14 protein-coding genes are annotated in these 11,871 nt (G+C 33.9%); 13 read left to right on the plus strand and 1 reads right to left on the minus strand.

Annotated elements, in window-relative coordinates:
• The first annotated feature begins 270 nt into the window (after positions 1–270).
• The 12 genes from fbpA (at position 271) to V7056_RS12850 (ending at position 10,042) form a co-directional block, all read left to right on the plus strand.
• A complete protein-coding gene (gene fbpA, locus V7056_RS12795; protein WP_499702529.1) occupies positions 271–438 on the plus strand; it encodes a Fur-regulated basic protein FbpA in 168 nt (55 codons plus the stop codon).
• A 222-nt stretch (positions 439–660) separates the two neighbouring features.
• Entirely contained in the window at positions 661–1,539 is an 879-nt protein-coding gene (locus tag V7056_RS12800; protein WP_499702481.1) for a LysR family transcriptional regulator, read from the plus strand.
• Between the two features lie 220 nt (positions 1,540–1,759).
• Positions 1,760–2,320: an NADPH-dependent FMN reductase gene (gene ssuE / locus V7056_RS12805; protein ID WP_499702482.1), complete on the plus strand. Its 561-nt coding sequence runs from the start codon at positions 1,760–1,762 to the stop codon at positions 2,318–2,320.
• Between the two features lie 26 nt (positions 2,321–2,346).
• A complete protein-coding gene (locus V7056_RS12810) occupies positions 2,347–3,174 on the plus strand; it encodes a transporter substrate-binding domain-containing protein (RefSeq protein WP_499702484.1) in 828 nt (275 codons plus the stop codon).
• Between the two features lie 25 nt (positions 3,175–3,199).
• Positions 3,200–3,982 carry an amino acid ABC transporter permease gene (locus V7056_RS12815; RefSeq protein WP_499702485.1) on the plus strand — a complete coding sequence of 261 codons (783 nt, stop codon included), beginning with the start codon at positions 3,200–3,202 and terminating at the stop codon, positions 3,980–3,982.
• Positions 3,979–4,689 (plus strand): amino acid ABC transporter permease, encoded by a 711-nt coding sequence (locus V7056_RS12820; RefSeq protein WP_499702487.1) that lies wholly within the window; start codon positions 3,979–3,981, stop codon positions 4,687–4,689. Before V7056_RS12815 ends, V7056_RS12820 begins: the two co-directional genes overlap by 4 nt.
• On the plus strand, positions 4,686–5,438 hold the full coding sequence (locus V7056_RS12825; RefSeq protein WP_499702488.1) for an amino acid ABC transporter ATP-binding protein: 753 nt from the start codon (positions 4,686–4,688) through the stop codon (positions 5,436–5,438). Before V7056_RS12820 ends, V7056_RS12825 begins: the two co-directional genes overlap by 4 nt.
• A 21-nt stretch (positions 5,439–5,459) precedes the next feature.
• The gene (locus tag V7056_RS12830; protein WP_499702490.1) at positions 5,460–6,470 is read left to right on the plus strand and encodes an LLM class flavin-dependent oxidoreductase; all 1,011 of its coding nucleotides are present in this window, start codon (positions 5,460–5,462) and stop codon (positions 6,468–6,470) included.
• A 17-nt stretch (positions 6,471–6,487) separates the two neighbouring features.
• Positions 6,488–7,660 (plus strand): amidohydrolase, encoded by a 1,173-nt coding sequence (locus tag V7056_RS12835; RefSeq protein ID WP_499702492.1) that lies wholly within the window; start codon positions 6,488–6,490, stop codon positions 7,658–7,660.
• A 9-nt stretch (positions 7,661–7,669) separates the two neighbouring features.
• A complete protein-coding gene (locus V7056_RS12840; protein WP_499702494.1) occupies positions 7,670–8,170 on the plus strand; it encodes a DinB family protein in 501 nt (166 codons plus the stop codon).
• Positions 8,167–8,700, plus strand: coding sequence for a GNAT family N-acetyltransferase (locus tag V7056_RS12845; protein ID WP_499702495.1), 534 nt, complete (start codon positions 8,167–8,169; stop codon positions 8,698–8,700). The genes V7056_RS12840 and V7056_RS12845 overlap by 4 nt, the downstream gene beginning before the upstream one ends.
• Positions 8,701–8,713: 13 nt before the next feature.
• On the plus strand, positions 8,714–10,042 hold the full coding sequence (locus V7056_RS12850; protein ID WP_499702497.1) for an LLM class flavin-dependent oxidoreductase: 1,329 nt from the start codon (positions 8,714–8,716) through the stop codon (positions 10,040–10,042).
• A gap of 51 nt (positions 10,043–10,093) precedes the next feature.
• Here the strand turns inward: V7056_RS12850 and V7056_RS12855 are convergent, their stop codons facing one another.
• Positions 10,094–11,128, minus strand: coding sequence for a glycosyl hydrolase family 18 protein (locus tag V7056_RS12855; RefSeq protein WP_499702531.1), 1,035 nt, complete (start codon positions 11,126–11,128; stop codon positions 10,094–10,096).
• Between the two features lie 392 nt (positions 11,129–11,520).
• Here V7056_RS12855 and V7056_RS12860 point away from each other — a divergent pair.
• A partial coding sequence (locus V7056_RS12860) for a hypothetical protein (RefSeq protein ID WP_499702499.1) occupies positions 11,521–11,871 on the plus strand: 351 nt, incomplete at its 3' end.

Below are 11,871 nucleotides of genomic sequence, written 5' to 3' on the forward strand. Positions count from 1 at the left end.
GGGACTGGCCCTATGATACCTCGGCAACGGGTTTTGAAAACACCGTGCCAATTCCAGGGGGTATCCCGAAAGATAAGTAGAGTGTCAACCCTCTCAACTTATCTATATTGAGCGGGTTATTAGCGTATATCGATTCATTCCTTTGGATGTGTTATGTAAGGAAAGAATCTTTATAACTATAATACCAAGTATTCTTATGGGGAAAGTATATTTTTTTATAGAATGTAGATGAAATCATTTGCAATTAAAGGAGGAATTGAAGTGGAAAATATGTTGAGAAAGTTGGTTGAAACTCGAAAGAATGATCTAATTAATAAGCTGATAAAAGTTGGAGTATATAAAATAGAATCATCTCATTTATTTGAAAGTACGCTAACAGAGTTAGAAGAAGAATACAATCGAGTAATCAACGAGAAAAGGCACAAAAGAGTTCATTAATGATTAGGCACTAATCATGTTTACTGTTGAAATGCAAATCAAAATTCTAGTGTCGCATAAAGCCGGTGTTTCATTTTGCGGAGTTTTTTAGTCCGTTAATTTAAGAATAAAAGATTTTATTAGAAAAGGATTTAGTACGATATTAACGAATAAATTATGAATAAAATATCGGTATCTAATGTTAAAACAATGATATGAAAATATGTTTGGGATGTGATGAAAATGAATATCGAAAATATTGAAGCGTTTATTTACGTGATTCACTATGGGAGTTTTAATAAAGCAGCAGATTCTTTATTTTTATCACAGCCAACTGTTACTGCTAGAATTCAATCACTAGAAAGAGAATTAAACTGCAAACTTTTCCATCGAACGGGGAAACAAGTGATGATCACAGAAGAGGGAAAACGTTTTTTACCTTATGCACAACAAGTCGTGCAAATTTATGAAAAGGGTAAGATGCATATAAATCAAAAAAAATCCCAAACAAATGAATTAAAAATAGGGTGTACAGTTTCTGTTTCCAACTATGTCATTTCCGAGATTATTCCTAAACTCTCAGTCATGAATGATGAGGTACATTATAAAATGATTACTGGCAGTACAGATGAATTGGTGAAGAAGACCGTAAATAATGAAATTGATATTGCATTTGTAAGGAAGATTAGTCATCCTAGTTTACAATCTATTAAATTATTTGAGGATCCTATTACTTTATATGTTTATAAGGACCATCCATTTATTACTAAACAATCTATCAGTATCCAAGACATTGCTAAGGAGAATCTTATTTTCTTTGAATGTGGTTCTTTAGATTGGCTTAGAATTCATCGTTTGTTTGAAAATCTAGAATCTCCACCTAATATAAAAATTCATACAGATAGTTCAGAAATGGCCAAAAAGCTAATGCTAGAAAAATTTGGAATTGCTTTCTTGCCGAGTATTAGTGTTAAGAAGGAAGTGAAAGACGGGCTACTCTATCCAATCCATATTGAAGAAACGAAGGGGATTTATTTACAAACTAATATCTTTTGTAATCGAGGAGAGTATTCAGAATTAGTAAATGAAATAGTTAATTTAAGTAAAGAGTTGGTAAAATAACCAACTCTTTTTTGTTTATCTTCATAAAGATCAAGCAATCTTTCCTTAAAAGATAAAATTATATGGGCTAATTCAAATATTCAATAAATGTATAGAAAAGTTCTATTAGAAATTGGATTGACGAAATTTTCAGTCAATGATAAAGTTGGTAACAATTAATTCCTAGTTAACCAATAAGAAATATTGGTATTAACTCATTTTCATAGAGGAGGTAGATACATTGAAGGATATTGTTATTATTTCATCAAGTACATCAACAAAGTCCAGATTAAACGGCATCGTTCAATATGTACAGGAGAAATGGGAAAATGAGGGCTTCAATGTCTGTCAAGTTAACATAAGGGAGTTACCGGCAGAGTCTTTAATAAATAGTGATTTTCATGATGCGGAGATAAAAGAAGCACTAAATAAAATTGAAACATCTATTGGAATTGTGATTGCTGGCCCTGTTTATAAAGCATCCTATTCTGGTGCATTAAAAACTTTTTTAGATTTAATCCCTCAAAATGGATTGGAAAACAAAGTCATTTTACCTGTTTTTATTGGTGGTACAATCGCACATTTATTGAGCCTAGAGTATGCACTAAAGCCAGTGCTTTCTGTTCTTGGAGGAAAACATTTTGTAACAGGTGTTTATGCGATTGATGATTGGATAAAAAGAGAGGACAATAATGAATTTATTTTATCAGATGAATTAATAGAAAGATTGAATATAGCTACAGAAGAATTATCAGAAGAGTTAATTTGGCAAGCGGTAAGACCTCAGGGAACAAAACTTTAAAAAAATTGAGAAATGAGGAAATGAAGATGAAGAAATTTGCGTTTACCTTTGCAGTACTAATTGTTTTAGTCTTAATTATAGCTGGTGTGTTAAAAAACAATAAAGACAAAGAAAGTGCAGAGGCTTCGGGAACAAAAGCTAAAGTACAAAAGATTGTTGTTGGTACGGGTACACAATTTCCAAATGTATGCTTTATCGACAAAGATGGAAATTTAACTGGTTTTGACGTTGAACTAGTAAAGGAAATAGATAAAAGATTACCAGAATACAAGTTTGAATTAAAGACATATGAATTCTCAAGCTTATTATTAAGTTTAGAAACTAAGAAAATTGATTTTGTTGCTCATGAAATTGAAAAAAACCCAGAGAGAGAAGCGAAGTATTTATTTAACAAAATAAGCTATGCACACTGGAGAAATAAAATTGTTGTAGCAAAAGATAATGACTCAATTCAATCAATAGAGGATTTAAAAGGTAAAAAAGTACTAACGACTGCTACGAGTGCAGAAGCGCAAATTCTAGAAAACTATAATAAAGAACACAATAACGCGATTAAGATTGTTTATCAAAATGGTGGAGCAAATGATACTGTTCAACAAATTACCTCTGGACGTGTAGATGCAACAGTTGCAGCTGACTTTGTCTTATCACTAACAGATCCAACAGGGGAATTGAAAACAGTAGGTCCGGCGTTAACTGAGGCAGATGTATTATTTGCATTTAGAAAGAATGACGCGAAAGATCAAAAGTTGGCAGATTCAATAGACGAAGCATTAGTAGAAATTAAAGCTGATGGAGCACTAGCAAACTTAAGCAAAAAATGGTTGGGAGCAGATTTCACTTCAGATAACTAAAGATCAATCTAAAGGGTGAGAAGAAATGGGTGCTGAGTTTAAAGTTGGTTTAATTTTCGAATACTTTTTGAAATTACTACCATTTATAAAGATATCCTTGATTATTGTAGGGAGTTCTATTTTGGTAGGTTTGGGAGTTGGATTACTTGTCGCCCTACCTAGAATGTATAAAGTACCTATATTTCAAAGATTATCGCAGGTGTACGTTTCATTTTTTAGAGGGACTCCAATCTTAATTCAATTATTTTTGATTTACTATGGAGTACCTGAAATTTTAAAGCTACTAAATGTAGATGTTAGTCGATTCGATGTTTTATATTTTGTCATTTTAACATATGGGTTACACAGTGCTGCTTTTATATCTGAAGGAATTCGAGCCTCAGTTAGTGCCGTTGATCGCGGTCAAATTGAAGCAGCATATTCAGTCGGGATGAATGGTTATGAAGCATTTAAGCGAATTATTGCGCCGCAGGCATTCGCTATATGGATTCCGATTTTAGGGAACTTAATAATAGGTACATTAAAAGATACGTCGCTTGCTTTTACTTTAGGTGTGATGGAATTAACTGGTCAATCACAAACATTAGGATTATTAAATCGTCATTTTATCGAATCCTATCTTGCTTTAGCATTGGTTTATTTTATATTAAGTGTTTTTCTTGAAAAAGGATTTATTTTATTAGAAAGACGATTTGTAAAATATGAAAAAACTAGTGTGGAAAAGTCAGGAAAGGCGTTTACAATTCGTAATTTATTTGGAAAATTGAATCGCGATGTCATTGTAGTGAAAGAAGGTACTAGACTATGAAGCTAGATCTCTCTTTTATTTGGACGGCATTTTTACAAATTCTACCTGCAATACCAAATACTCTTTTCATAACGGTCGTTGCTGTTTTTATAGGATTTTTAATTGGAACCTTTACTGCAATTGTTCGCATTTATAAAGTGCCATTTTTAAGTCAAATTGCGTCTTGCTACGTAACAGTTGTTAGAGGTACACCAATGATTACACATTTGCTAATCATCTATTACTCATTATCAATGCTGTTAGATTCATTAGCTGAAAATTATCACCTTCCATTTAATTCGGCTTCTATTCCAATGATGGTTTTTGCAATTATTTCGTTTTCTATTACAGCGGGAGCATATCTATCAGAAGTTGTTAGAGCAGGTATTACAAGTATTGATCGTGGACAAATTGAAGCGGCATATTCAGTAGGAATGACAACTACACAAGCTTTAAAACGAATCATTTCTCCACAAGCTTTCGCAATTAGTCTACCAAATTTGTCAAATACATTTATTGGTATGCTTCACGGTTCAACACTAGCATTTATTGTTTCAGTAGTAGATATTAACGCAAAAGCACAAATTGTTGCATCTACAAATTGGAAGTTTTTTGAAGCATATATTGCAGCAGCTTTAATCTTTTGGGGAATTACAATTGTCATAGAAAAGATGACAAGTTTACTAGAGAAGAGATTCAGTGTATTTAGTAGAGGCGGTGTGAAATGATTACACTAGAAAATGTTTCGAAATCATTTGGGAAAAACCAAGTTTTAAAAGGAATTGATTTAACAGTAAATAAGGGAGAAGTTGTTGCGATCCTTGGTCCTAGTGGGTCAGGAAAGACCACCTTACTACGGTGCATAAATCATTTGGAAAAGCCAAATAAAGGGAAAATTACAATAGACAATTTCCAGGTTGATTTTAGTCGAGCTTCTAAAACAGAAATTCTCGCTTTGCGCCAGAAAACAGCTATGGTGTTTCAACAATTTAATTTATTTAAAAATAAAACGGTCGTTGAAAATGTCATGGAAGGATTGATTATTGCAAAGAAACTGTCAAAGGAAGAGGCATTCAAGAAAAGCGTAGAACTGCTTGAAAAAGTAGGGTTAGGAAATAAATTAAATTCCTACCCGGTACAGTTATCTGGAGGACAACAACAAAGAGTTGGGATTGCTCGTGCTCTTGCTTTAAACCCTGACGTCATTCTATTCGATGAACCTACTTCTGCATTAGATCCTGAATTAGTTGGTGAAGTATTATCGATCATTAGAAAAATAGCAAAAGAAGGAATTACAATGATCATCGTTACGCACGAAATGGCATTTGCTAGAGATGTTGCCAATCATGTGGTGTTTATGGATGAGGGTGTAATTGTTGAAGAGGGAAACCCTAAGGAGATTTTTCAATATCCAAAAGAAGAAAGAACGATACAGTTTTTAAAGCGATTTTCAGAAGAGGAAATGTACTATATTTAATCAAAAATGGAGGAAAGTAATATGGGACTTAATTACGGTTTTTTAGATCAAAGTATTATTTTTCCAGGTCAAACAGCAAATGAAGTACTAATCAATACTGTTAATTTGGCAAAGGAAGCAGAAAGACTAGGATTCAATCGATTTTGGGTTTCAGAACACCACAACTCACAAGGTATTGCAGGCTCATCCCCTGAAGTATTAGTTTCTCATATTCTAGCAAAAACAGAACGAATCGCTGTTGGATCAGGTGGTGTCATGCTACAGCATTATAGTCCTTATAAAGTTGCTGAGAATTTTAATGTATTAGCAAATTTAGCTCCAGGAAGAGTCGAGCTTGGAGTTGGAAGAGCGCCTGGAGGATTTCCAAAATCTAGTCAGGAATTACAAAAAAGTGTAAAAGAACCCCAATCACTAGAAGAAAAAATAAATGAATTAGAAACATTTATATATCAAGAAGCTTCTGAAGTAAGCTCATTTGATTCACTGCAAGCTTCACCACTACCTCAGATTAGAGTGCCACTATTCTTATTAGGTACGAGTGTATCAAGTGCAAAGTTTGCAGCTCAAAAAGGCTACCCTTATGCATTTGCTTTATTTATTAATAATGATCCAGCTGCAGCGAAGGAAGCCATTCAAGTTTATAATAGCTTGTTTAATCACGAAAGTGGCCGGAACCCAAAATTTATTTTGGCACTGTCTACAATTGTGACAGATACGGAAGAAGAAGCTTTAAAATTATCGATTCAATTACAAACTGTACGCGTGACATTAGAAAACGGTCAAATTGTAAATGTTGGAACGCTCGAGCAAGCTGAAGTTTATGCTAAACAAGCTGGTCAATCTTATACTACTGAAATTCGTGATGCAGATGTGTTGAAAGGAACAAAAGATGCATTTCAAAAACGTGTATATGAATATCAAAATGAATTTGGCGTTGATGAATTCATTTTTACTTCGTTGATTCCAGATTATGAAAGAAGAGTTCGATCTCTTCAATTGATCAAAGAAGCATTTAGTGAAATTACAGTTTAATGAAATGATAGGAGTGGATGCTCATGCAGCAGGAGATACCTACAAATTTGATTGAAAAACTAATAGATATAAGAAGAAGTTTGCATGAAAATCCAGAGATAGCATTTGAAGAATTTGAAACAACAGCAACAATTATACGTGTTCTAAAAGAACATCAGATTCGAATCATCCCTTTAGGATTACAGACTGGGGTTGTCGCAGAATTAGGTGATGCTAGTAATGGTCCTACTATTGCGATCAGAGCAGATATCGATGCACTCCCAATACAAGAAGAAACTAAGCTTCCATTTACTTCAAGGAATCCAGGTAAAATGCATGCGTGTGGTCATGATTTTCATACAGCTGCAATATTAGGTACCGCGATATTACTAAAAGAAATAGAAGATGAACTTCCTGGTAGAATTCTTCTAGTCTTTCAACCTGCAGAAGAAATTGGTAAAGGTGCATTGGAAATCATCAAATCAAATGTTTTAAGTGATGTTCAAGCTATTATTGGAATGCATAATAAACCAGATTTACCAGTTGGAACAGTGGGGATAAAGTCTGGACCACTGATGGCATCTGCAGATGGGTTTACAGTAGAAGTAAAAGGGAAAGCGAGTCATGCTGCAGTCCCAGAATCAGGATTTGATTCAATTGTAGCTGCTTCACATATAATTACATCAATTCAATCAATTGTAAGTCGGAATATTAGTCCACTCGAAAGTGCAGTTGTAAGTGTGACAAAATTTCATAGTGGAACAGCTTGGAATGTCATATCAGATAAAGCTGTATTTAGTGGAACAGTTCGTACATTCAATCAAGAGGTAAGAAAAATAATTCAAAATAGGCTGTTTGAAATGAATCAAAGTGTAGGTAATGCTTTTCAAACTGAGATTAATACAATTTGGAAAGCCGGACCACCACCTGTTATTAATGATGAAAAATTAGCTCAAATAGCACGAGAAGTTGCAGTAGGAAATGGTCTTCATGTCGTAGAACCAAAGGTTTCAGCAGCCAGTGAGGACTTTTCTTATTATCTTGAAGACCAAGCTGGATTGTTCATCTTTTTTGGAACTTCTGGTGAATATGAATGGCATCATCCCAAGTTCAATTTAGATGAGAAAGCAATCCCGTTAAGTATAAGATTCTTCAAGGATTTTTCAATGGCTATTCTAAGTAAACTTTCTAAAGATGTTATTAGTATATAGGAGGACAAAATGTATAAATTGTCAGTCGACTTAAACGAATATTTACAATTATATGAACGAATCAATCAAGTGGTTTCTGACATTCCAAAGAATCAGCTTCAATGGAAGAAAAATGAAACTGTATGGAGCATTACTGAAGTTTTAACACATTTATTAGATCATGCCTTTGTAGTGAACTTCAGATTGAGGGAAGTTTTATCGGGATCTAGTGTTCAATTGCCAGCATTTAATCAAGATGAGTGGATTAAAGGTCAATATGCGAATCAAGGCAATATTGCAGAATTATTAGAAATGTATCGCTCTGTTTTACAGTACAACGGTCAATTACTGAGACGGTTAAAAAGTGAAGATTGGCAAAAAAGCGGTATTAATCCCAAAAATCAAGAAGTTACTGTAGAAGAAATTATACAAAGCTTCATCTCACATGTTTATCATCATATAAAACAGATCCAACGCATAGCTGATGATTTCAATATTTCAGTTCAAATTGAAAGGGGAAATCACGTATGACGATCAATCGTTTGGTCATTAGGGAAAGTAAACCAGATGAATTAGATCAGGTGAAAAAAGTTTTAGTTGATTCGTATGAGCAATATGCAACGATATTATCTGTTGAGCAATGGGAAAACTATAAAAATAGTATTATTGACTCGACTGAAAATAGTCAAACGAAAACTAAGCTTATTGCATTGGTTGACAATGTAATGTTGGGAGCTTGTTTTATATATGATTCAGCTGAAAAGGCATATGGTTTACCAGACTTAGAGATTAAATATCCGATTGTTCGATTATTAGGTGTTTCACCAAAGGCTAGAGGGTTAGGGATTGCAACAGAATTAATTCGAGCTAGTTGTAATTTAGCACAAGAATGGGGTTCTGATCGGATTGTACTTCATACATCGGACATGATGCAATCAGCTATAAAATTATATGAAAAGTTAGGGTTTAAAAGGGCAGAACAATACGAATTTATGAATGGAAAAATTCTAGTGAAAAGCTACGAATTAACTATAAATGAAACGACCTTATTAACGAATTAATGGAGGGAAAGAAATGACTAAACGAAAACAATTAAAGCTTGGAGCATTAGTGCATGGTGTTGGTGGAAGTATGTCTGGCTGGCGTCACCCAGAGGTGCAAACAGATGCTAGTGTCAATTTTGATTATTATCAAGAACAAGTGAAAATTGCAGAAGATGGAAAATTCGATTTAGTTTTTATAGCGGACGGATTATACATTACTGAAAAATCAATACCACACTTCTTAAATCGTTTTGAGCCAATTACAATCCTTTCTGCCCTAGCAGCAGTTACAAAAAATATTGGGTTAGTTGGAACTTTATCCTCTACTTATAGCGAACCATTTACAGTAGCGAGACAATTTGCTTCTATAGATCATATTAGTAATGGTCGGGCTGGATGGAATTTAGTTACTTCTCCTTTAGAAGGTTCTGCTAAAAATTATAGTAAAAACGAACATCCTACACATGACGATCGTTATAAGATTGCAGAGGAACATTTAGAAGTGACAAGAGGGCTTTGGGATTCTTGGGAGGATGATGCATTTATTAGAGATAAGGAATCTGGTGTGTTTTTTGACCCACAAAAATTGCACAGATTAAATCATAAAGGTAAATATTATCAAGTCGAAGGGCCACTTAATATTGGTCGTTCGAAACAAGGGCAGCCAGTCGTATTTCAAGCAGGCTCTTCTGAAAGTGGAAAAGAGTTAGCTGGAAAGGCTGCTGATGCAGTATTTACTGGTCACGATAATATTGAAGATGCTAAACAATTTTATAAAGAAGTTAAAGAGCGAGCGGAATCATACGGCAGATCTAAAGATGATATTGCTATTTTTCCAGGAATTGCTCCAATTGTAGGTCGAACACAAGAAGAAGCGGAACAAAAATATTCAGATCTGGTTAACTTAACAAGTATAGAAAATGCACTTGATTACTTAGGCAGATTCTTTGAACACCATGATTTTTCTCAATACCCATTAGATGAGCCATTCCCAGATGTAGGTGATTTAGGGAAAAATAGTTTTAGAAGTGGTACTGATAAAATTAAAAAGGAAGCGAAAGAAAAAGGTCTAACTCTAAGACAAGTGGCATTACAGGCAGCGACGCCAAGAAGTGCATTTATTGGGACACCAGAAAAAATAGCGAACTTAATTCAAGAATGGTATGAACAAGAAGCTGCAGATGGATTGATGATTTATTCAGCAATACCAAGTGCTTTAAAAGATTTTACAGAGCAAGTTATTCCCTTACTGCAAGAAAGAGGAATTTTTAGAACAGAATATGAGGCATCAACATTAAGAGGGAATTTGGGTCTAAAAATACCAGAAAATCGTTACTCATCAAGCTTAGTGAGGAATTAATTTTATATTATAGTCGAAAAAACCACCTATATATAAAGGTGGTTTTTTTACTTATTGTAGTCCTCTATTTATTGCTTCCCAAAAATCTGGACCTTCCATTCCAAGTGCAAAAATAGATATACCACCTAAATTATATTTATTTGTATAATGAGCCTTTTTTGAAATACTTGTAGCATCATCATACCAAACCTCATGGGTGTGACCGTTTTGATCTATATATCTAAAATGCAAAGAAGCTGAAGCCTTGTCCCGAATCGTAGTTGCTCCTGTGCGCTTAAGCAATTGCGGAATTTCACTCAATGGTACTCTTCTATTTTCTGTTACTTTGCGACTTGTGATATTCCAATCATTTCCATAAGCGCCGATGCCCATTAGAACTTTTTTCGGACTTATGACTGATACAGCATATTTTAGAGATGCATTGATCCATGGAAGACTAGCTACTGAACCAGGGAGATTCCACCAATACCCAGTTTCATCATAAGTCATTATTTGAATAAAATTTGCACACTTTCCTAATGTTTTTAAGTCGTATGCTCCTGACCAAGAGTCTGAGGGATTATCCTTAATTTTTGCTGGAACTGATACCATTGTTAAATATCCGTTTGTGGATAGTTTCTTTGATACAGCTTGAATGAATTTACTAAATAAAACTCGATCCTTTGGTGATAAAGCCTCAAAATCGATATTGACACCTTTGTATTGATTTGTGCGAAGTAATGACAACAAATTAGAAATGAATTTTTTTCGAATGTCCGTGTTTGATAAAATTTTATGGGCAAGAGCAGTATCCCAATCAGTTTTCCCATAGTTTGAGACAACTGCAAATGGTTGGACTTGTTTAGAATTTGCAAGATCTACAATCTCCTTTGGTGCTGTCCCCATAACTTTACCGGCAGCATCAAACTTATATGTATCAGTTGCGATTTGATTCATAAATTTATAATTTGTTTGAAAAGAATTAGTTGAACTAGGTTTGTTTGTATAATAACCAAGAACTAGTTTTTTCGTCACAGCTGATGAATGTTCTGGCAAAGTTGATAATGAGAAAAATATTACAGCGACTATTACCGCAAATTTACGCATCAAAGTGTCATCTCCTTAATAAGTGAGTGATAACAAGCTCGAATTTATGGTTTAGAATGAATCTGCTGTTATCTATCATTATTAGTTTTATCGACACCTAATATTCTGTATTAAACTGAATATTTAAAATAACTCACAATTTTGTTGATTTTATCAAAAATAGGCATAAAGCGTAGTTGCAACTAAAAGAAAAGTGTCTATTCCAAAAATAGAAGTGTATGTAAGATAGTTGAAATAGAAGTTACATAATGATTTTCCAGCCACTTAATTAAAGGTGGTTTTTTAATTTTAAATGAAGCGTTTTCAAAATAGGCAAAAAATTGAATTGTCCACGAATAACCATTTTTAGATCATGTCATATAGTGTTATGTAACTTAAAGGAGGGTTTTAATTTGTTTTATAACAGTGATGAATATGAATATTACCGTAGTTTATATGATTATTATTATAGAGTAGGTACAGCACCAACTTTAGTTCCACAAGCTACAATTGAAGATCAAATTAAGTTAGGAAGACAAGGACATTGCTTTAAATCTTTTTGGGGCGGAAGAGAACATACATTTAACTTATTGGGAATAAATGCAGCTACTGGCATGGTTAATATTATGGAAAACGGTATAGCTAATATGGTTCACAAAAGTGATATGGTCGGTCTACAATATTTAGGAGTACAATGTCCTCAAATGGGTCAAGGTGGCGGCATGGGTCAAGGCGGAGGTATGGGTCAAGGCGGAGGCATGGGT

Origin of the sequence: Bacillus sp. JJ664, from assembly GCF_036962205.1 — a bacterium.
GTDB lineage: Bacteria > Bacillota > Bacilli > Bacillales > Bacillaceae_G > Gottfriedia.